Origin of the sequence: Arthrobacter terricola (assembly GCF_004354015.1) — a bacterium.
GTDB lineage: Bacteria > Actinomycetota > Actinomycetes > Actinomycetales > Micrococcaceae > Arthrobacter > Arthrobacter terricola.
Genome location: NZ_SMRU01000023.1, coordinates 46858 through 68170 on the forward strand (window position 1 = coordinate 46858; position 21313 = coordinate 68170).

Here is a 21313-nt window from a genome sequence, read left to right on the forward strand (position 1 = left end):
GAACCAACCGGGCATCTCAAACCACCGAGGTGATGGAAGAACTACCACGGCGTCCATGGCTGCAGGCACCTGAATTGACAGGCTCCGGCTCATCCGCCACCGGCACCCGACCATCGGCTGGATCGACAGGTACGGCGAATCTACCGATTCGCCCGGTTGCAGACCCGGAAGCGGCAGAATCAGGCCATGCAGGTCAACTCCGAAGACAGACACGCGCGGCCAGCGCACGATCGTTGCCAGGCCTTCCACGGCGTTTCCGGGGATGTTCCAGTCCACGAGGTAGCCGTGGGTGGCGGCGACCACGATTCCGATGGCCGGATACAGGATGCCGAACCAGCTGATCCGGCGCCTGCCGAACGGGCGTACCATCACCTGGCTCCTTGCCGGGATGCGGCCCCGAACCGGCGACACGAGCCACGAGAACAGCCCCGCGCCGCAGCCCGGCCGCTGGTGTTCACATCCGACTGACTTGCTTCACGTCACCGGGCATGCACAGCCACCGGTCACGGAACAGGGCCGCCGGATCCGGTGGCGCCCTCCGCGGAAGACACGACCACGCCCGCTTCCTTCTGCCGTGCTTCGAGCAGGTGCCGTGCAAGCATCTCTTCGGCCGCACTGCGACACCGGCCGATGGCCCGCAACTGGTCCCTGGTAGGAACCGGCTGGCTCCGGCCGTGCCCGGCGCCGCCGGGCTACGGTGCTGACACGGGGGAGTTGGCTGGACTCATGCGCATCTCGCCTCACGGTGTTTACCTCAGGACCAGAGGAGTTACCTCGTTCGCAGGTCGCGAGGGCGGAGGCGCGTTCACCCGTGGCTGCGCCATTCCAGTCCGGGTGCTTTCCAGGCAGTTTCACGGCATCACTGTCACAGATGGGGCGCGGCCGGTGTCTTCATGTCGTAGGCCCCGGAACCGACCCGCAGGAGGAGTCATGACCACCAGGATCCCGGCCGTAGAAATCACCGGTTTCTACGGCGCACTCGTCAAGAAGTTCAGCACGAAGTTGTTCGGCAAAGTCCCGGAATCGCTGGGTGTCATGTGGCACAACCGGCCCGTTCTTAAGGCATCCATGGGTTTCGGACAGAAGCTGCAGAGGTGGAATAGCTGCGATCAGTCGCTGAAGTCCTACGCTCACATGGCCGTGGCCTCTTTCATCGGCTGCAGTTGGTGCCTGGACTACAACTACTTCATGGCGCACAACCGCGGCCTTGATCTGGAGAAGGCCCGGCAGGTCCCTTGCTGGCGCGAGTCCGGCGTCTTCACTCCGCTCGAGCGGGACGTCCTGGAGTATGCCGAGTCCATGAGCGCCACGCCAGTAGCGGTGACAGACACCCTGTCGGCCCGGCTGCTTAGGCAATTGGGCGCGCCGGCACTCATTGAACTGACCAGCGTCATCGGCTTTGCCAACCTCACGACCCGCGGCAACGTGGCCCTCGGCATCGAGTCCGAGGGATTCGCGGATTCCTGTGAGCTGAAGCCGCTCGCAACACGCAGCGGCCATGCGTAGCCTGAATCGCATGAGCAGCCCCGACGCCGTTGACCTGCCGGACCCGTTCGTCGCCCACCGCAGTCTGCTCTTCACTGTTGCCTACGAGATCCTAGGCTCCGCCGCGGATGCCGAGGACGTGGTGCAGGAGGCCTGGATCCGGTGGGCTGGGCTGGACCCCCACGTCCGCTCCGGGGTCCGCGAACCGCGGGCCTACCTCGTTCGCACCGTCACCCGCCTGGCGCTCAACAGCCTCCGCACGCTGTCACGACGGCGGGAGGATTACGTCGGGGAATGGCTGCCTGAGCCCCTGCTTACCGTGCCGGATATCGCCGAGGACGTGGAACTGGCCGAAAGCGTCTCGATCGCCATGCTCACGGTCCTCGAATCGCTCTCTCCGGTGGAGCGGGCGGTCTTTGTACTGCGGGAGGTTTTCGACGTGCCTTACGAGGAGATTGCCGAGGCCGTGGGCAAGTCAGCGGCCGCCGTGCGCCAGATCGTCAGCCGGGCGCGCTCTCATGTGGCCGCCCGGCGGCCCCGGATGCGGGTGGACCGTGGCGAGCAGCAGGAAGTCGTCGAACGGTTCCTCGCCGCGGTCACCAGCGGGGATGTGCAGGGTCTGATGGACGTGTTGGCCCCTGATGTCGTACTGATCGCCGACGGCGGCGGCGTCGCGCAGGCGGTTCGCGTGCCGGTATATGGTGCGAAGAAGGTGACAAATCTGCTGCGGTCCTTCCCGCAGGCCGCGCTCAACCCTAAAACCGCCTTGCTCTGGCTCAACGGCAGCCTCGGCATCCGGATCGACGACGAAACAGGCGGTCCCTCACTCATCAGCCTGGTGGTGGAGGACGGCAGGATCGCGCGGATCTTCGCCATGCGGAACCCGGACAAGCTCGGCCACATGGAGGAGGAAACCCGGCTCGCGCGTTAGACGCACGGACCTCTGCAGCGGTCCGGGTGCTGAAGGGCACGCCTGCGTCGCGAAGGGTGTGCACGGTTGCCGCGAGGTCTGCCACCTCCAGCGCGAAACGGTTCCAGCCTCCCGGCGCGGGACTGCGCCCGTCAGGCATGCTCCGGCCTCCTCCGCCTTGGCCGCCCGGAGCGCTCAGCAGCAACCTCAGATCAGCACGGTCGAGCATGGCAAAAGGCGAAGCAGGATGCATGACAAGCGTGAATCCCAGATGTTGACAGTAGAAGTCAATCGCGGCATCGACATCATCGACGATGTAGCGCACGCTCACGGTGGGCATGAGACGGCCTCCTTGCTCTCACGTCAGGAATACGCGCCACGTGATTGCCTGTCAACGCGACGAGGCCCGCTGCGACAGTGCATTCGGGAGGAGCAGGAATTCTGCTTGGGACGGCTGAATCTGACGTCACCGCAACCACAAAGCAAACCTCTACATATGTTCATTTCTAGCTGCCGTTGTCTCTCCTTCGCGCAATGCCGGGCGCTAGACTCGATGCATGACCCAAGCTCAACTTTCAAGCCGCCTTCCCTACGGCAATGGGCCCGACGCATTGCTGTCAGCAGTGATTGCCGTCGCGGGCGATACGGCTCTCAGGGGCGTTGCTTACCATGCAGTCGCGGCGCGGGCAGGAATGAAGGGCACCCTTGTGACGCATTATTTCGGTTCTTCGGAGTAGAACGTGGGGTACGGATCAGGGCGTGACGCCCTCGTGCGGGCGACCATTGAAATTGTGGCCGAAAAGGGGCTCCAAGGCCTGTCCCACCGGTCGGTTGCCGCCCGGGCGGGCGTGCACCATGCGCTCGTGGGGCAGCACTTCGGCTCGCTGGATGCCCTGGTGGCTGCCGCCACCGAGGTTGCAGTGGAACGCTCGATCCGGGAGACGGGGCTTGCCGGCACCGCTGATTTCGATGAGGCCTTCGCTGACACGATGCTGGAGTCGCTCACGTCAGATCCCGAGATAGAGATGTTCCAGGCGCAGATGGTGCTCGAGGCGCCACGGAGGCCGGAGATCCGCGCCCTGGTTGAACGTCTTTACGACAACTACATCACCGCCGTCGAGCACCGGCTCCGGGCGCGGGGCATCAACACTTCCGACGGCTCCCACCGGGAACTGGGCCGGGTCGTCTTCGGCGCCCTCAACGGGCTGGTCCTGCAATTCCTCGCCGTCGGCAGCACCGAACCGGTCCGGGAGGCCATCGTCGAGGTGGGCCGCCTGCTCACGAACATCCTCCCGGACGACAAGCGCCCGGGCGAGGACACCGGCCCAGCCGATAACGCCGAATAAATAGCGGGCGCTGCGGTGCTGAGCACACCCCGGCCGAACTTTTCAAACGGGTCCCGTCCGCGGGTGCACAGGCTGGTGCCACTGCAGGTACGAGGGCCCGGCCGCCACGGGCCGGCGGCACCACGCCAAAGGCCGCCATGGCCGGGCCGGCGGCGGTACTGCCCGGCAACGCCGCCAACCTTGCAAATCTAAAACTCCCGCCGTGGCGGGATCACACCGACGAACACCAGTGCACGCTCCGCCTCAAGCCCCTTCCGCTAGAAGTGCCAGATCGACAAGACCTTGGCGGCCGTGATGCGGAACGCGCATCTCCGGGACTCGCAGATACCGGCGGACGTGCGTGGCGGAGGTTTTGGCGCCCGTCAAGGAGCGCGGTCCGCAGGTCGGTCCTTTCTGCATTCCTGCGGAAAATAAGCCACCGCGCATCCCAGGCGGTCATGATCAGGTCGGCAGATTCAACAAAACTCTACGTTTGTCTAGTCTAGCTATTGACACCCGAAACTAGACAAACGTATATTTTTGGAAAACGTGCTGACCGTCACAGAAACAGAGGGCGGCCGTCCAGCTCAATTCCCCCTTCGATACCCCGGCTGATACTGCGCCGTCCAATGGCGGACCGCTGTGTTCATTGCGCACGTGCCCGGGGCGTCCACGAATCCGTCGTCGTCAAATTTTGAGGAGTCCCATGAAAGTCACCGCACTGATCCGAGCCGCTGCCTTTGCGACGGCAGCCGCCGCCCTGCTGTCCGGCTGCGCCTCTTCCGGAGGCAGCGCAGCCTCAGGTGGCGCCACGAGCAAAGGAGCTCTGGCCATGAGTTTTCCCACCCAGGATGTGAATATCTGGAAGCAGCAGCTCGACCTGATGCAGCCGATCGTCAAGAAGGCCGGTTATGAGTTGCTTTCCGATAACCCGAACTGGGACATCCAGACCCAGGTGAACGACTGGACCAGCTGGATCCAGCGGGGAGATGTCAAGGCCATCATGGGCTTCCCGGTGCAGGCGGACTCGATGGTCTCCGTCACTGCCCAAGCGAAATCAGCCGATATTCCCGTGATCGGCTACGCCGGATCCTGGGACGGCACGTCCGCCAAGCTCGTCCTTGACGTCAAGGGCGCCGGCGCGGAGGTTGGCGAAGCGGCAGGAAAATGGATCAAAGGCAAGTTCGGCAGCCAGACTGTGGAGGTCGGGCTCCTGGCCGACACGAGGGCCGATCTGGGCCGGCTGCAGGCAGCGGGCATCACCGAAGGACTGAAGGCCAGCGGCGCCAACACCTCCGTTTACAACCTGGAAGCTTCTTCCCGGGATGATGGCTACAAGGCCGCACAGACGCAACTGGTGGCGCACCCCCAGACCAAGGTCTGGCTCGGCATCGGCGCGGACATGACGCTCGGAGCACGGCAGGCCGTCATTGACAGCGGGGTCAGCCCGAGCGATCCGAGCCGGTATGTCTCTGCCACGGACGGCAACGACGAGGTCTACAAACTCATTCAGTCCGGAAACGACATCTGGCGCGAGACACAGGTCTGGTCTCCCGAGGACCTCGCGGAAGCCGACGCCAAGCTTCTAATTTCCGCCGCCGAGGGCACCCCCAGCGGTGACATCAACGTTCCCACCAGGCATGTCACGAAGGACACCGCGGCCGGGATGATGTCAAAATGATCGGCGCGGCGCCTGCGATGGACCCGGCGCTTCCTGCCGGCGCGCCCGCGCTTGAACGCGTGCACTTCCAGGACATGACGGTGGACTTCGGTGCCACCCGCGCCGTGGACAACTTTTCGCTGGCCATGCTCCCCGGGGAAATCGTGGGGCTTCTGGGCCACAACGGCGCCGGGAAATCCACGGTGCTCAATGTCGCGACAGGTGCTGTGGCGCCGACCGGAGGGTCGTTCGCCGTCGACGGGGTCGAGGTCCCGCGGGGAAGCTCGCCCCGGGCATTCGCGGAACTTGGCGTCACCGTCGTTCACCAGGAGCCCGCCCTGGCGAAGAACCTGAGCGTTTTCGACAACCTGGAATTGGGCCGCAGCAGAAAGGGCGGACGCGACGCCCGGCGGCACACTGCCCGGGCCGTCCTGTCCAAAGTGGGGGCCGGAATCGACCTTGACCGTCCCGTCTCCACGCTGTCACTGGGCCAACGGCAGCTTGTGGACCTGGCACGCGGGGTAATGGAGGGAGAAATCAAGGTCCTGCTGCTCGATGAGCCGACCGCAGCTCTCGGAGCCCAGGAAACCGCAGCCCTGCACGGTCTCATCCGCGAGTTCGCTGCCGCAGGTACCGCCGTCATCTACGTGTCCCACAGGTTGCCGGACATCCTGGATGTCTGCACCCGAATCGTTGTGATGAGCGGCGGGCGGCAAATCATTGACCGTCCGGCCGCCGGGATCACCGCCCGCGACCTGGCCCAGGCACTGGCGCCGGGGATATCCAAGCCGGAACTCACCGACACATCAAAAGATAAGACCGCGATCGAGCTGCCGTTCGGCAGCTCCCGGATCCAGGCACGGACCGGGGAAGTGGTGGGCCTTTTCGGCATGGCTTCCGGTGAGCAGTTCTCGCTCCTCGAAGACCTTTACGGGGTCGGCAGGCCGATGACCGGTGTCCTCCTGGACGGGGAGGCCTATCAACCGGCCAAGCCCCTGGATGCGCTGCGCCGCGGGATCCACTACGTCCCCGCAGACCGGGAACGGGACGGTCTCCTGCCGACAGTTTCGGCGAAAATGAACGTTTTGCTCCCGTGGCTTTCCCACATGGGAGCGGGATGGTGGGTGGGTGGTGCCGGGAAGGGCATGTATTCCGGTTCCCGGAACGAACTGAATGTCCACGGGCCGACGGGCGAGGAGCCCATCGCGGAATTCAGCGGAGGAAACCGGCAAAAGCACCTCCTGGCGCGCTGGATGTTCCCGAAGCGGCCCCGGTTGTTGCTGCTCGCCCAACCCACCCAAGGGGTCGACTTCGGCGCCAAGGTCGACATCGTCCGTGCACTGCGCCGCTTGGCCGCCGAAGGTACCACCGCGCTCGTCGCGTCGGCAGAATCCGACGAAATCGCGAGCATGTGCGACCGGAGCTACGTCATCTACAAGGACAGGCTCCGTGAACTCCGCGGACAAAAGGTCAGCGACGAGAACCTGCTGGAAAGCCTGCTCTCCCTGGCTGCCGGAAACGAACCCGACCCAACAACCGTCCCCTTCAAAGATTCCGATAGAAAGCAACTCCCGTGAGCATTGAGAAAATCAAGATTGTTCTGGCCCGGAACGGCGTTTTCGGCGCTCTGATCCTCATGGCGTTGATTTTCGGCGCCATCAACCCCCGGTTCCTGTCCTTTAACAACGGCTCGACCATCCTGCAACAAATCGCCGAACTGGGGATCATCTCGCTCCCGGTAGCGTTCGTCGTCATGATGGGATGCGCAGACCTCTCGGTCGGGGCAATCGCCTCATGCTCGGCGGTCATCGCCGGATACGCACTGCTGGGCAGCCACAATGTCATCATCGGAATGCTGGCGGGGCTGGCGTTCGGGGTCCTCGCCGGGGCGATCAACGGATTCCTGGTGGCTTATCTGCGACTGAACACCTTCGTCGTGACGTTGGGGTTCCTGAACGTCTGGAACGGTCTGGCGTTCCTGCTCAGTGGCGGAAAAACGCTCACCGGATTACCTGCCGGGTTCACCCGGCTCGGCACCTTCTTCATCGGCTTCGTGCCGCTGCAGATCGCCGTCCTGATCGTCGCCGTCGCAGCCGCCTGGTACATCCTTAACCACACGGCCAAGGGAAAGCAGATCCTTGCGGTGGGCGGCAACAACCGGGCCGCCCACCTGATGGGGGTCCGGGTCGAAGCGACGAAGTTCCGGGTTTTCGTCGTCACCGGGGCCCTCTCTGCCCTGGCCGGCATGATGCTGTCCGCCAAACTTGCCGCCGTCAGCCCCTCTGTCGGCAACGGCATGGAACTCACCGCCCTGATCGTCGTGCTGCTGGGCGGGATCGCGTTCGAAGGCGGAACCGGGCGGATCAGCGGGGTGGTCGCCGGACTGCTGTTCGTCGGGGTCCTGCGAAACGGTCTCGTGATTCTTGGCGTATCGGCCTACCTCCAGACCATCCTGGTAGGACTGACACTCGTTGTGGCCGTCGCGCTGGACAAATCGATCCAACGAATCATCCGCTCGGCGTGGCAATCCAGGGCCAGAAAGCTCGTCCAACAGGACAGCGCCGGAGCACGCAGCCTGGAACTTGTCTCCCCGGGCAAATAGTTCCACCATCGGGCAACAGCAAATACGACCGCCGACGGTGCACAACCGTGGGCTGACACGTGCGGGACACCAACAACAGGCTTTCCGCACACGGCTCCCCGGAGCCCGGGCATTGAACAACAAGGAGTATTGATGTCGACCGTTTTTCTCAACGGGGAAATCTACACAGGGAACAGAAACCAGCCGTGGGCCGAGGCACTGATGGTCAGGGACGGCAAGATCGAGGCCGTGGGTGCCAGTACGGATGTCCTTGCTGCCGCGGGGCCTGGACCGGAAGTGGTCGACCTGAAAGGACGCATGGTCATGCCCGGCATCCACGATGCGCACCTGCATCTGTTGTTCAGTGGCCTGAAATTCAAATACGAGGCCCGGCTCTCGCCCGATGCCGACGCCGAACGGATCATTGCGGAACTCAAAAGCTGCTCCTGCACCGGACCAAAAGACCAGCACGGGAACCAATGGATTATCGGCGGCGAGTTCGTACCCGCCAACTTCACCCACGGCGTCGACAACACCCTCCTCAGCGAGGCATTCCCCGACACCCCCGTGTACCTCTTCGACTATTCGATCCATCACGGACTGGCGAACGCCAAGGCCCTTGAACTGGCAGGGCTGGCCACCGATCCGGTGCAGGACAATCCCGGCGGCCGGCTCATGCGTGACTCCACGACCGGCCACCTCACCGGCGAGCTGGTCGAGCAGGCAACCTGGCCGGTGCAAAGCGCCATCCCGGACTACCCGCAGGAGGTCTACCTCGACGCGGTCCGCTGGGCTGTGGGCCGGTGCCACGAGTTCGGCATCACCTCCGTCCAGGAAGCCTCAGCCTCGCCCCAGACCCTGGCAGCGCTGAGGACCCTGGACACCGGCGGAGAACTCAAGCTCCGGGTAGCCGCCCACCTGGTATGGCGCGAGGAAGGCTTCGGCATGGCCACCGCCGCCGAACTGGAAGCACTCATCTCGGATCGGCGTGCCTGGGCGAGCCCCCACGTGGACACCTCCTTCATCAAAATCTGGCTGGACGGCGCTCCGCTGCCCCCGCACTACACGCAGTCGGACCTGCTCGAGGACGAAATCGATGACTCAAAAATCCTCGTCCCGCCGGATGAACTGGTCGAAGCCCTGGCCAAATTCGACGCAGACGGCCTGCAGGTAAAGATCCACTGCGCAGGAGAAGGCGCCATCCGCGCTGCGCTGGATGCCATAGAACACGTACGCCGGATCAACGGAACAGACGGACCCACCCATGAACTCGCCCACGCCGGCTTCATCAGCGAAGCGGACTACTCCAGGCTTGCCGCACTGGACGTGATCGCTGAAATGTCACCTGCCCTCTGGCACATTCCGGAGTTCGGCCTTCAGGACGGTTTCCGGTTCAAGTCCGTCCTGGCCCATCAACGTAAGCTCACGGTCGGCTCGGACTGGATCGTGCTTCCCAGCCCGAACCTGTTCCCTGGCATCCAGGGCATGCTTGAACACGGTCAGGAGTCCGTCGACCTCGCCACCGCGCTTGAAGCCGTGACCCTGGCCGGCGCCAAAGCCGTGGGCAAAGAAGACATCCAAGGAACCCTCGAGACCGGAAAATCAGCAGACTTCATCGTGCTTGACCGGAATCTGTTCGCCATCCCCACGTCAGAGATCGGCGCCACGGTTGTCGGCATGACCGTCTTCGAAGGCGACATCGTTTACCAAGCCTGATCACCCAAATCGACCACCCCGCTTTTGCATCCACCGGCACAACAACACCCCTAGCAAGGAAGAAACATGAGCCCTGAACACACGTCAAAACCCGTCGCCATCGTCACCGGAGGCGGGACCGGGATCGGATCCGCCACCGCGGCCCAGCTCCGGCAAACCGGCTGGAATGTCGCAATCTGCGGCCGCCGTCCACAGCTTCTGGAGGAGACAGCTGCAGCCACCGGCGCCCTTCCCATCGCCCTGGACATGAGCGACGAAGACAGCGCCGGCGACCTCGTAAACGCCGTCATCGGAAAATTCGGACGCGTGGACGGACTCGTGCTCAATGCCGCCGTCGCACACGCCGGCCGCTTCATGGACACCACGGATTCCTTGTGGCGCGACATGCTGGAAACGAACCTCCTGGGCGCTGCCCGGCTGACCAGGGCCGTCCTGCCCCACTTCGACAAAACAGGGGGCTCCATCGTCGGTGTCGCATCCCTCGCCGCGCTGCGGGCAAGTTCCTTCATGAGCGGCTATGCAGCCTCCAAAGCCGGTCTGGGCCTCATGCTCCAATCGGTCGCCGTCGAATTCGGGCACAAGGGCGTCCGCGCCAACCTGGTGTGCCCCGGGCTGATCAAAACCCAGATGTCCGCCACGGCACTGATGACCGTCGCGCAACAACGCGACATTACCCTCGATGCCGCTTACGAGACGGCCACCCAGCATGTGCCGGCCCGACGGGCCGGGCATCCCTCCGAAATCGCTTCAGTCATCGCCTTCCTCCTCTCCGAAGGCGCCTCGTACCTCACCGGCGCGATCATCCCCATCGACGGGGGAGCGTCCGCCGTGGATGTCGCCGCCCTGTTGTACGAACAAGACCACAAAACCGCCAGCATAGTGTGAAAGCCGAGGGTTCCGGAGCCGCCCGAACAGGCGCGCGGCTCCGGAACCCTGGCCGAACCTCAAGAACAGCCGATACCACGGGAAGGCATCTCCATCCGGAACCGGCCAACCACGGCACGAATCCTGAACGATTGAGGAATCACCGCCCCAAAGATAAGCCGGGGCGGGTCCACGCATCCATACCGCCGGCGCTCGAGAGCTGGTCCGGCTACCCTCTGACATTCAGTGACCTTGGCCAAGCCCATTGCAGGACAGAAAATGACGTGTTCCACGTTTACGTGGTTGCCGACGCAGTGGGGTGCTTATGCAGTCCTTGGCCCGGTGGCCGGCTGCCCGGCGGCCACCGGGCGCATCGATCCGGGCTTCCCGGACTTGATCCAACCACTAGGAACATGGGACTAGCGTTCGCTTGCTTTGAGGTCACTTTCCGTCGGCTCGAACCAAGAACCAGTGGGTGGTGGCGGCTTCGATGGCGCTGCGGCTGTAGAGAAGCGGGAAGGATTCGCCGTTGGCCCAGGTGGACAGCAGATCAGCGTAGTGCGGGGAGCGAGGGTCACCGGACTGGCCGGGAGCAAGACAGGAAATGCCCATAAAGCGTGCCCGCGGGACACCAGGCTTGAGTGCGTTATGCGCGGCGGCAACACGGAGGGCGGGCGGCCCCGCCGTTGGAACCGAGGAACGGCCGGGATGGCGCGTGAGGGCCAGCCCGTGAGTGCAGTCTGAAGCTGCGTTCACGAACCCGTGGGCGGGTCCCGGATCCCTTCAAGCCTGGGTGATGTGCCGGTAGGAGAGGAGCGCGAAGGCACCGCCTACAAACGCTCCGGCGATAGTCGCGACCGCCCACGGATTGCCCGTGTGGCCGAGGCCGGCTAGCCAGAACGCCGGACCCACCCGAAACCATGAAGGCCACGACGCCGGTGACCAGTGCCCGGTTCCTGGACGTGACCTCTTCCGCAACCGCCAGCTTGGCGACGATCACCGCGTAGGCAACCACAAGGCCAAGAACCGACAACACGATCAGTTCAAGGACCAGGTAGACGGCGTAGTAAACGACGAAGACGGGACGGTGGGTCGGCAGTGTCCAGCTCGGCGGATGGATCGGCGCCGCGATGGGAGATTGCGATCGCGGCATGGTGAAGCCCGATCCCGGTCCACTAGGCGGGGTCATTGGACATTAGTCCGTCGACAAACCGGCGGAGCATGGTTCTTGTGTAGTTGATATGCCGGGACATTTCCTGGCAAGCTCTGGGAGCATCCCCGTCCCTGATGGCTTCATAGATTGCCATGTGCTGTTGGGCGTCTGCTTCAACGGGGTCCTCGTATTTACCGATTTCGACGGGCACAAAGAATTCGCCGCGTGCCTGTCTGGCCGCTTGTGCCAGCCGGACGCTGCCGGATGCGCCCCCGATGATCTCATGGAAGGCTGAGTCGGCCTGGCGGAATTCTCCGCGGTTTGCTGCTTGGCTCTGTTGAGTGATGGCGGCTTTCAATTTCTTCAGGTCATCATCGGAGCGCCGTTCAGCTGCGAGCGCTGCCGCATGGGTCTCGATTGCCAGACGAAGCTCGGTGATGTCGTCGAGTTCCCCCACCCTCGCCACCATTTGTTTTCGCCACTCCGCCATCGGCTTATCGAGGTCCGTGACAAACGTGCCACCCGTCTTTCCCCGGCGGACTTCCAGATAGCCGTCTTCCTGAAGTTTCCTCAAGGCTTCGCGCAGGCTCACCCTGCCCACACCCAGGCTCTCAGCGAGTTGCCGCTCCGGCGCTAATCGGTCTCCGGGATTGAGCTCCCCGCGACCGATGCGGCCTTTGAGGTGGTCGATGATTCCTTCCGGCACGGAGGTTGATGAGGGAACTTCCACAGTCATAGGTTCTATTTTAAGGCCAAATGGCGCAAGGGCTTGACGTCGCAAACGTGTGCTGATTCACTGTTAATGGTTTTAGGTTCGGACTTCATACCTTTAGGGGCAAAGAGGCCCCCGGAAGTTCGACGCATCTTCGGCCCTGTCGCGCATGCTTCGTCTGCCGGTCAGCGCCCGTTCCCCATTCCCCGCTCACGTTTCTTCAGATTGGCTGCAATGATGGCGACCAAATTATCCGCCCCCACAGGCACAACAGTAAGTGCCGGATTTCAACGACGATTGGGCTACTGGTCCCTGGTAGGAATCGGCATCGGAAGTGTCATCGGCTCAGGCTGGCTGTTCTCCGCAATGTACGCGGCACAAGGAGCCGGACCCTCAGCGCTCATCTCCTGGGTTATCGGCGGCACCGTCATGCTCGCCTTGTCCTTGGTAGTAGCGGAACTCGGCATGACGTTCCCCGAATCGGGAGGCACGATCCGTTATCCCCTTTATTCCAACGGGAAACTGGCGGCAGGCATCATTGGCTGGTGCACCAACGTCGGCGTCATCGGGGTTCCTGCCTTGGAGGCCTCAGGCGTGATGCAGTACGCCAGTTCCTATGTCCCCGGGCTCTATGCACATGGAAGCCTGACCCTTCAAGGAATCATCGGCTCCGCTCTGCTATTGGCTGTTTTCACAGCATTGAACTACTTCGGCGTCACTCTTTTCGCCCGCAGCAACAACATCGTGACAACCATCAAGATCGTCATCCCGATCTTGACCCTGCTTGTCCTCATCATCAGCGGATTGACCAGCCATGGATCGGCAGGCGGAATCAATAACTTCGCCGACGGGGGAGGCTTTGCCCCCTATGGCCTCTCAGCAAGCTTGGGCGTCATTGCTACTGCCGGCATCCTCTTCGCCTACAACGGCGCACAAGCGATCGTCGTGCTCTCAGGTGAAGCGCGTAACCCACGCAAGGACATTCCTGCTGCGATGATCACCACCATCGTTTTCACCATCGTCCTCTATCTGGGGCTTCAGCTGGCCTTCATCATCGCCGCGCCTCACGCGAGTGTGCTGAAGGGATGGGGCAGCGCGATGTTCGATTCTCCTTTCGGCAACCTTGCGCTCATTGCCGGGATCCAATGGCTCTACTGGATCCTGGTCGCCGACGCGGCCGTATCACCATCAGGATCGGCCATCGTTGCCGTGGCAGCCCTCGGACGGACAGTCGCTGCCATGGCAAAGAACGGCTTCCTGCCAAGCGGCCTTCAGAAAATCGACGAAAAATGGGGCATTCCGCGCCGCGCACTGGCCTTGAATTTCGTTGTCGGCTTGGCATTTCTCCTGCCACTGCCCAGCTGGCATGCCATGATCGGCATCATCGGAGTAATGATTGCCTTCACCTTCGGCATAGCGTCCGTTTCAGTGGGCGTATTCCGACGGGCAGGCATTACCCGGTCGGCCGATCGCATTTGCGGCGTAGGCATACTGGCGCCGATCACGTTCTCCGCCGGCGGATTGATCGTCTCCTGGGTCCCTTGGGCGCAGGTATCCAACACCTTCCCCATACTTGCAATCGGCATTGTCTTGTATGCAGTCAACCATCTCACGCAAAAACACGGCCGTTCCGAAATACAGGGGGGCGCCTGGCTGCTTGTCTTCTTCGGATTCCTCTACGCCGCAACCTACCTTGGCAGCACCGGCATCGGGGTTCTCCCCGCCCCCTGGGATACCGTCGTCGTTTTTCTTGGCGGACTGGCTTTCTACCGCTGGGGAACCATTGAAGGGCTCCGCTACATGAAAGCAAACCCCGACATTGCCGACGAACTTGAAGCCAAACGAACCAACCCCGAACCAGGGACCGGCTTCCCGGTCCACGGCTGACCGCCGAAAATCCACGCTCCGGAACCCATTCAGGCAGGCTTTCAGCCCCCACATACCGTTGCTCGATCAGCGCCCCGTGGACCCCATGTATCCACAGGAACCATGCCGGCTTCGGAGTCACGACGCCCAGAACCTTCGAGCAGTTCCCACATAGTCCGAAAGGAAACAACAACCCCATGGTTGAGAAGCCGACCAGCCCGTCCCCAGGGTCATCACCTCCAGACAAAGATCACGCCCCCATCGTCGCCATGACATACAGCTCCATTGAATTGGACGAACTCGAAGCCGGAGTTGAGTGGCAGCTGATGTTCCGGGCCGTGGTCGCGGCCGGAGGTGTCCCCTTGGCGATCGACTGCGCCACCGCCCAACCCCGGATACGTGAACTGGTTCAGCTCGCCGATGCCTTGATCGTGCTCGGGGGCGGAGACGTTGATCCTGAACTCTACGACGCCGAAAAGCATGATCCCGCTATTTCCGGAGTGAACCCGGTCAGAGACCGCAACGAAATGAGCGCCATTGCGACCGCCCGTGAAAACGGTCAACCAATCCTGGCCATCTGCCGTGGATTCCAGCTCCTCAACGTTGTCTACGGAGGAGGGCTGATCGCGGATCTCGTTCGCGACAGGCCCGGTGACGTCGAGCATCGGTTCGGAGCGCCCAAGATCACACGTAACCAACATACGGTGACCGTGGAATCTGACTCCAAGCTGGCTCAATGGATGTCAACAAGCGGACCAATCGACGTCAACAGCGAGCACCATCAAGGCATCTTGACGGTGGGCGCCGGGTTAAGAGCAACTGCTCATGCACCTGATGGACTGGTCGAGGCAGTAGAAGACACGGGCGGCCACGTTGTCGGCATACAGTGGCACCCCGAGTTCACCTGGCCATCTGACGGGAACGCCGCGGCGCTGCTCTCAGGATTCATCCAAGAATGTGCGGGACTGCGCCGCCCCGCTCCGGCCCCGGCACTGTCCCCTCTGACCGCAGCCATCTGACCATCTTCAGTACAAAAGCCAGGTTCTCCTAGCCTTTTGTGGCCGTTCCCACCGTGATTGCGCTAGTGGGAACGGCTGCGCTGACTCATTAGCCTGGCGTTTCCGCTGTGTCCTGAGCCACCCCTCCCTTTGCGGCGCGTTTGGCGCCAACGATGAACCGCCTGGAGGAGATCACGACGAAATGCACGCCTCCCCGCACCTTCCAACACCACTGATGCCGGCACTCCCGAGAGTGCCTGGCGCACTCGAAGGGATGCCTGGGAATATCTCAGCTACGCCCTGACCGAGAGGATCACGGATCACAACCGACATCAACAAGGCCCTGGAGCGGATCAGGAAACCAGACGTGTCATCGAACTTCTCGGATCAGTGGAACCATACTGGGCTGTTCCAGGGGCTGTCAGCGTGCGGGACCGCAGCCAATACAGCCTGGCCGTCCGGGAGTACCTGATGGGCATTGACGCCCGGCTCAGTGCGCCCGTCAGCGTGCTGGTGCTTGGCCGGTATGACCGCGTCAGGGAGGATGTCGCCTCAGCTCTTAATGCCGGATACGCCCAACTGAGGGTCGAATTCAACACCGTGCACGCTTCGAAGGGAAAGGAAGCCGATTACGTCGTCGTGCTCGGCCTGGAGCGGAGAGGGTTTCCCAGCATTATCGAGGATGATCCGCTGCTGCAGCTGGCCATGGCGGAACCCGACCCGTACCGTACGCCGAGGAACGACGCCTGTTCTATGTCTCCTTGACCCACGCCAGGCGGTCGGTGCTCCTGGTCACCCGTGCCGGCACAGAATCAGCGTTCCTCCTCGAATTGGTCAGGGACGGTATGGTCAGGATCCGGTCCGTCCGAGGTGAGGACATCATCACCGTGGTCTGCCCGAAATGCGGAAGCGCACCATGAAGGAAAAAGCAGGGCGCTACGGCCGGTTCTTCGGCTGCGCGGGCTATCCGGTCTGCACCGGAACGATGAAATCCGGTGGAGGCTAGGGGCAGGGAAGGCTTCGATGCGGCAAGGACTTCGTTCGTCGGACGGCTCGAAGTGTGGCGTCCGGCATGCCACACTCCGTCCATGGATATGGCTCAGTGGTGGCCGAGGCTGAAGCCCTCGACCCGGGAATGGCTGATCGGGAACAACGGTGATGTGGTTCCCGCGGAGGTGATCGCGGAGATTGCAGACGTTGGCGGACAGCCCGATTCTGACGCTTCGTGGGTGGGACGGAGCGGACCATCGGGGTTCTATCTTTCGGACGAAGCGGTCGATTGGATCGAGGCCGTCGGAAACGGCGAAGACGCCGGACAGGCCTGAACCACCCTCCCAACGGATCGTCCTGACGTCGAAGCGGATGCGTTGCGGAGAGGTGCCAACGGGGACTTCTGGAGGGGCTTCCTCCCCGGCATCTCCCGCAGGTACCGCCTACATCGAGTGCCGGTCGTCAGGCGGAAGCGGCCGTCACAGACCTTCAGGAAGCATCACGATCGCAGGCAGTTCCGCCGTGGGTGTGAATCGCAGCGATAAATGGCGCCCTTTCAGCAGCGCTAAATGTCACCCCCTGGTCGAATACGGAGCAGCCGGGAACCGGGCTATCCGGTGATGGACGTCAGGTCCGCTGTTCCGTAGGCAACGTGCGTCTGCCAGTCCACGATCGTGACGCTTCGAACCGTGAAGGGCGGAAACGGCGGCAACTGGAAGGACTGCGAGCCGGGACCGGGTTTCAGCTGCGCGCCGATGTCCACGGATTTCGGGTCTTCGACGACCATGTTCCCTGACGGGTCCTTGGACAATGCGCCCTCGTTGAGCATGACCTTTAAACCCGGGTCAGAAGTAATCGAGACGCCTTCCAAGGTCAGGGTGGCCCCGGCAGCGGTTCCCGTGATGCTGACGCTGCCGCTGGTCCGGGCCGCCTGGCTGATGAACCGCCCGGACAACGGGGCACCCCATGACTCGGCCACCGAGGTCGGCGTCGGGCTCGGACGAGGAATCGACGCAGATGCCTCCGGAGTTTGTGCGTCCGGCACGGCAGCCGGTGTGGCATAGGTGCAGCCGGCCAGCGTCAGCGCAACAGCGGCGACCGGGAGGATTCGACCAACGGGCATTGCCCGTGCTTTTCGATAGGCCGGCATCGCTATGTCCCGTCGGCGTTGATCTTGAAGCTGGCGATGACTTTGTTGGTGCTGGTGTCGATGACGACGACTGAATGCCTGGGCCAGGCGGGGTCGGGGACGACGGCGTAGGCGATGTTGGTGCTTTTTGTCGTGCGGTTGTATCCGTCGATCACTTCGTTGGTATCGGTGTTGACCTGGACGGTTTCCACCGGCAGTCCGGCCGTGTTGCCGTCAGCGGGGGTGGCGTTCCACCAGCCTTCATAGCCACCGGTCTTTACCGGGAGTGTCGACTTGTTGGTGGGGTTCCCTTTCGCATCGATGGCGAAGGTTCCGGCGATGGTGTTAGTGGCAGGGTCCATGACGATGATGACGTTTTTCGCCCACTTCGGGCTCTGCAGGAACTCCATATTCTTGGCACTGAGCGCTGTTGGGGAACCGACGGTTTGGACGACCTGGTTCATTTTGGTGCTGTAGAGAACCAGGTTCGTGGGCTGCCCGGGCAACGGAGCCTTGTCCCACCAGCCGGTGTACACGCCGCCTGCATAGGAGATCGAATCGGCCGGGGTTTTCGGTACGACGCCCGAAACGTCCAGCGGGGTCAGGGTTTCGTTGGCGCACCCGGAAAGGGCCGCAGCCAAGAGAATTGTCGCGACGGCGGTACGCAGAATCCGATGACGAGGGACGTTCACCGGACGTGCGCAGCGATGAAGGAGCACGTCAGGATTCGAGTTAGGGCTCATCTTCCGCTCCCGTAGAGGCTGGTCAGGTAAGGGCTCGAGCAGTGCTCCGGTGCTCCGCGGTCCAGGGAATACGGGCGGTAGAGCAGGACGATGTTGTCCTGACGGTAGACCTCCTGGAACCCTTGGTCCTGCTTGTACCGCAGGCCGGTGAAGGGCGTGAAATTGCCGTCCCCGCCACCGCCGGTATTCTCCTGGTCGAAGTCGATGATGGCCCAGCTGGCGTAGTCCACCTGCCGGCCGATCAACCCGACGACGGTCCTGTTGGTCAGGTGGGGCACGAGCCGGTCATCGGCTTCCACGCAGACCCCGGAGGGGATCATGTTCACGATCCGCTGCTGGGCGGCCATGTGCGTGGTGTACGTGAAGGCCTCGCCTGTGACCAGTTTGTTCAGCGGGAAGACCGCCGGAACGAAGGCGATCCCGGCAACGACGGTGGCCGCGAAAAGCCCCGGGGCCCAGAACCGTGCGGACCCAAGCCGGGGGAAGCGGTTCATGACCTTGAAAAGGACATCGACGGCGGCCATCACCAGCACGGGGGCCAGGACCGCGTTGTATTGGAACCCGGTGGACCAGGTTCCCGGTCTGTCGCTGAGCAACCTGCTCAGCAGGATGGGGGCAGCGGGAAGAACGTAGACGGACCCGAGTGGAAGCAGTCCCACCGGCAGGAACAAAGATGCCCAAAGGACCTGCTTCGTGTCGTGGTCAAAGAGGATCGCCAGGGTTTTCAGCGGGTGGAAGACGATGAAAATGATCGCGGCCCCCATGGTGGGACCCAGGCCCGAGTACACCCAGTACCCGAAGTTTCCGGAGAGGTTGTAGTGCGGGATGACCTTTCCGGTCACCACCAGGTAGGTGCACAGACCGAGCAGGAACAGGCCAAGGGCAAGCTTCCACCTCCGGCGCAGCAGCAGGACAAGGGCGATCGCCATGACCGCGAATCCCTTGTCTTCCCGGACCCCGAGCAGGACCACGGACAGGACCGTAACAGCCGCGTAGCGGCGTCGGTCCAGCGCAAGGATGATCCAGGCGAGCAGCGGCACGCCGAAGGCGATCTCGTGAAAGTCGAAGTCCACAAGTCCTTGGACGGGCCACCAGAAAATGTACCCGGCCGCGATGACGAATGCCGGCCAATGGCCCAGCCGTGGTCTGCAGAAAAGGTAGACCGGGTACACGGACGCGGCCATGAGCAACGCCATGGCGATGCCAAGCATCCGCGGATCGTTCCAAATCCAGTACAAGGGAGCCAGGGAAGCGATGACCGGGTGGAAGTGGTCCCCGAAGATGTTGTAGTCAAGACCCTTGATCTCGCTGTACGGGGCCATGAAGGCCGAATACTGGCGCACCACCTGATCGAAGATCCCCAGATCGTAGCCCGCGGAGCCGAACCGCCTGAACCGCAGCAAGGAAACCGTCGAATACACGACCGCGGCGACCGCAGCAAGCACCGTGACCCACCGCGACTCCGGTCCGAACGTCCTCCGGGCCGCGCGGCCGATGCGTTGACGCAACGGAAGCCGGCCCGCTCCAGCGGTGATACCGGCGTCCGGTCTGGCGGCAAGGTCCAATGCCATGTGTCTATCCCCCTCATCGACTTTCCCACAATACCCGTCAGATCCGCTTGGACAACGGCGCCGGCCGCGGCGTAGCGGTGCAGTTCAGCCACCGGCTCAGGCAAAGGGACGATCCACAAGGATTCTTATTCGCGGTCGTCCGCGAGAGCGGTGAAGCAGGGCACGTGCGGGTCTGCTATGGCCCCATGGAGGCTCACGGCGAGGGCCAGATCCGCAATCCGGCTATGGCGCCTGTTCCGTAGAGCGGGCCTTCGATGGGTCGCATGACACCTGCTGTGACGGGGCCGGCGTCGAGTTGGAAGTCCCGTGTGGCCCTGGTACCGCAGGCGAAGGTGATATTCCAACTTTCGCCGCTCTGCCGGACCAAGAGTTGTGCGCTCGGCGCACCGACACAGACAGCAGTCAGGGTGTAACGCCCGGCGCTGGGCACAAGGGTACTTTTCGTGAGATTGACGGTCGCGGCGCTGATTCTGCCGGAGTCCTGCAGGATCGTTCCTTCGGGTGCGGGGCCAAGAATCCTGGACACTTCAGCCCGGTTCTTCGCTTCGAGGGCCTCGATGGCCGCCTCCGGCGTGGGCAGAGGCTTGGAAGCCGGCCAGGTGCTGACCGGGCTTTGCCCAGGAGGCGGACCCGAATCCGGGTAGGAGTACGCACACCCCGCCAGTAGCCCCGCAAGGAGGCCAACTCCCGTCACGGGCATAAGCCAGTGCCGCCTGTGCCCACTACGCTTGTTCCCCCACATGTGGAGCAGGCTACCCGCCCGCGGATCGATACGCCTCCGACGCGGCAGGCACTCCGACCTTATAAACCTCGGTTCAACACCTGCAGATTCCACGTGGCTCACCCAGGCCCAAGCGCAGCATGCGCGTTGAGAACCGGCTAACGGACATCCTCTCCCGCACCCGATTGTTCATCTTGCATTCCCTTGGTCGTCCTGTCGATCCGCTCATAATGCAGCTTCACTCCGATTCCAACGGCTACGAGAATGACGAGGAGACCGCCCACCGCAATACGCCAAGGATCGAACTCCGGTCGGAAAATGATCGTCCCTGCTATGAACAGGAACCCCACCGCTTGAGGCCAGGAAAGTATGAAGTTCTTCCGCATGATTCCCCTTCCTGCGGGACAGCCGACGGCATCCAACGATGGCGCTCCCGACGGCAAGGCATCACGGTTGCGCCGTCACCCGGACTACTAATTCTTCCGTCGGCCGAAGCCCCATCCAGGCGCCAATGGCCCTCCATCTGCAAATAAGTTCCTCAGCGCTTGCAGGACCCGTCGCCACAAACCGCCTTCTGAGGTCACCTTGCTCATAGCGATAGCGTACACATCGGGTCCGGCCCGGCTCCGGGCTTGCGGGATATCCCGCTGAGGGGATCGGCGAGACACCATGGGTGACATTTAGCGCCGCGAAAGCCTGCCACTTATCGCTGTGATTCACAGCCGTAGGCGACGGGTCCGGCCCAATCCGAGTGTGCCGGACAAGGTGACCGTCCTCATGATCGCCCGCTGACAGGCGGTAACAGGGCTTCCGTGACGAAACCTTCGGGCATGTGATTACGAACACAGCTATGGTGGAACGGGTGCCGTTCAACGGCGATCGGCGCACC

21 protein-coding genes are annotated in these 21313 nt (G+C 62.9%); 13 read left to right on the forward strand and 8 right to left on the reverse strand.

Translation table 11 applies throughout. The annotated features are described in order from the left end of the window. Window positions 1–930: 930 nt before the first annotated feature. Together E1809_RS18090 and E1809_RS18095 are read left to right on the forward strand one after the other, a co-directional pair. A complete protein-coding gene (locus E1809_RS18090; RefSeq protein WP_133205633.1) occupies window positions 931–1506 on the forward strand; it encodes a carboxymuconolactone decarboxylase family protein in 576 nt (191 codons plus the stop codon). Window positions 1507–1516: 10 nt separating this feature from the next. Continuing rightward, the gene (locus tag E1809_RS18095; RefSeq protein ID WP_165962379.1) at window positions 1517–2416 is read left to right on the forward strand and encodes an RNA polymerase sigma-70 factor; all 900 of its coding nucleotides are present in this window, start codon (window positions 1517–1519) and stop codon (window positions 2414–2416) included. On the opposite strand, the gene E1809_RS18100 is transcribed toward E1809_RS18095, so the two are convergent. Then, entirely contained in the window at window positions 2316–2735 is a 420-nt protein-coding gene (locus E1809_RS18100) for a VOC family protein (protein WP_133205634.1), read from the reverse strand. The genes E1809_RS18095 and E1809_RS18100 overlap by 101 nt on opposite strands. A gap of 217 nt (window positions 2736–2952) precedes the next feature. Between E1809_RS18100 and E1809_RS27125 the strand changes: the two genes are divergently transcribed. The 7 genes from E1809_RS27125 to E1809_RS18135 all read left to right on the forward strand — a co-directional run bounded on the left by E1809_RS27125 (window position 2953) and on the right by E1809_RS18135 (window position 10562). Beyond that, window positions 2953–3132, forward strand: a complete 180-nt coding sequence (locus E1809_RS27125; protein WP_133205635.1) for a hypothetical protein — start codon at window positions 2953–2955, stop codon at window positions 3130–3132. 3 nt (window positions 3133–3135) lie between these two features. After that, on the forward strand, window positions 3136–3741 hold the full coding sequence (locus E1809_RS18110) for a TetR/AcrR family transcriptional regulator (protein ID WP_133205636.1): 606 nt from the start codon (window positions 3136–3138) through the stop codon (window positions 3739–3741). 685 nt (window positions 3742–4426) lie between these two features. Beyond that, a complete protein-coding gene (locus tag E1809_RS18115; protein WP_133205637.1) occupies window positions 4427–5401 on the forward strand; it encodes a sugar ABC transporter substrate-binding protein in 975 nt (324 codons plus the stop codon). Next, window positions 5398–6957, forward strand: coding sequence for an ATP-binding cassette domain-containing protein (locus tag E1809_RS18120; RefSeq protein ID WP_235835673.1), 1560 nt, complete (start codon window positions 5398–5400; stop codon window positions 6955–6957). Before E1809_RS18115 ends, E1809_RS18120 begins: the two co-directional genes overlap by 4 nt. Then, window positions 6954–7982, forward strand: a complete 1029-nt coding sequence (locus E1809_RS18125) for an ABC transporter permease (RefSeq protein WP_133205638.1) — start codon at window positions 6954–6956, stop codon at window positions 7980–7982. Before E1809_RS18120 ends, E1809_RS18125 begins: the two co-directional genes overlap by 4 nt. Before the next feature lie 132 nt (window positions 7983–8114). Beyond that, entirely contained in the window at window positions 8115–9677 is a 1563-nt protein-coding gene (locus E1809_RS18130) for an amidohydrolase (RefSeq protein WP_133205639.1), read from the forward strand. Between the two features lie 66 nt (window positions 9678–9743). Beyond that, a complete protein-coding gene (locus tag E1809_RS18135; RefSeq protein WP_133205640.1) occupies window positions 9744–10562 on the forward strand; it encodes an SDR family NAD(P)-dependent oxidoreductase in 819 nt (272 codons plus the stop codon). A gap of 420 nt (window positions 10563–10982) precedes the next feature. On the opposite strand, the gene E1809_RS18140 is transcribed toward E1809_RS18135, so the two are convergent. Beyond that, complete coding sequence (locus E1809_RS18140; protein WP_133205641.1) at window positions 10983–11153, reverse strand: penicillin acylase family protein; 171 nt, start codon at window positions 11151–11153, stop codon at window positions 10983–10985. A 563-nt stretch (window positions 11154–11716) separates the two neighbouring features. Next, on the reverse strand, window positions 11717–12430 hold the full coding sequence (locus E1809_RS18145; RefSeq protein ID WP_133205642.1) for a FadR/GntR family transcriptional regulator: 714 nt from the start codon (window positions 12428–12430) through the stop codon (window positions 11717–11719). Between the two features lie 210 nt (window positions 12431–12640). On the opposite strand from E1809_RS18145, the gene E1809_RS18150 reads away from it, so the two are divergent. From E1809_RS18150 to E1809_RS18165, 4 genes are all read left to right on the forward strand, one after another. Beyond that, window positions 12641–14293: an APC family permease gene (locus E1809_RS18150; protein ID WP_205754242.1), complete on the forward strand. Its 1653-nt coding sequence runs from the start codon at window positions 12641–12643 to the stop codon at window positions 14291–14293. A 248-nt stretch (window positions 14294–14541) separates the two neighbouring features. Further along, entirely contained in the window at window positions 14542–15291 is a 750-nt protein-coding gene (locus E1809_RS18155; protein ID WP_205754243.1) for a gamma-glutamyl-gamma-aminobutyrate hydrolase family protein, read from the forward strand. 369 nt (window positions 15292–15660) lie between these two features. Beyond that, window positions 15661–16035 carry a hypothetical protein gene (locus E1809_RS18160; RefSeq protein WP_133205644.1) on the forward strand — a complete coding sequence of 125 codons (375 nt, stop codon included), beginning with the start codon at window positions 15661–15663 and terminating at the stop codon, window positions 16033–16035. A gap of 323 nt (window positions 16036–16358) precedes the next feature. Continuing rightward, window positions 16359–16595, forward strand: coding sequence for a hypothetical protein (locus E1809_RS18165; RefSeq protein WP_133205645.1), 237 nt, complete (start codon window positions 16359–16361; stop codon window positions 16593–16595). Between the two features lie 275 nt (window positions 16596–16870). Here E1809_RS18165 and E1809_RS18170 read toward each other — a convergent pair whose 3' ends face one another. The 5 genes from E1809_RS18170 to E1809_RS18190 form a co-directional block, all read right to left on the reverse strand. After that, window positions 16871–17383 (reverse strand): hypothetical protein, encoded by a 513-nt coding sequence (locus tag E1809_RS18170; RefSeq protein ID WP_133205646.1) that lies wholly within the window; start codon window positions 17381–17383, stop codon window positions 16871–16873. A gap of 29 nt (window positions 17384–17412) precedes the next feature. After that, a complete protein-coding gene (locus E1809_RS18175) occupies window positions 17413–18132 on the reverse strand; it encodes a hypothetical protein (protein WP_133205647.1) in 720 nt (239 codons plus the stop codon). Next, window positions 18129–19703, reverse strand: a complete 1575-nt coding sequence (locus E1809_RS18180; protein WP_133205648.1) for a DUF2079 domain-containing protein — start codon at window positions 19701–19703, stop codon at window positions 18129–18131. Before E1809_RS18180 ends, E1809_RS18175 begins: the two co-directional genes overlap by 4 nt. 193 nt (window positions 19704–19896) lie before the next feature. Continuing rightward, complete coding sequence (locus E1809_RS18185; protein ID WP_133205649.1) at window positions 19897–20397, reverse strand: hypothetical protein; 501 nt, start codon at window positions 20395–20397, stop codon at window positions 19897–19899. Window positions 20398–20582: 185 nt separating this feature from the next. Beyond that, entirely contained in the window at window positions 20583–20810 is a 228-nt protein-coding gene (locus E1809_RS18190) for a hypothetical protein (RefSeq protein WP_133205650.1), read from the reverse strand. Window positions 20811–21313: the final 503 nt, after the last annotated feature.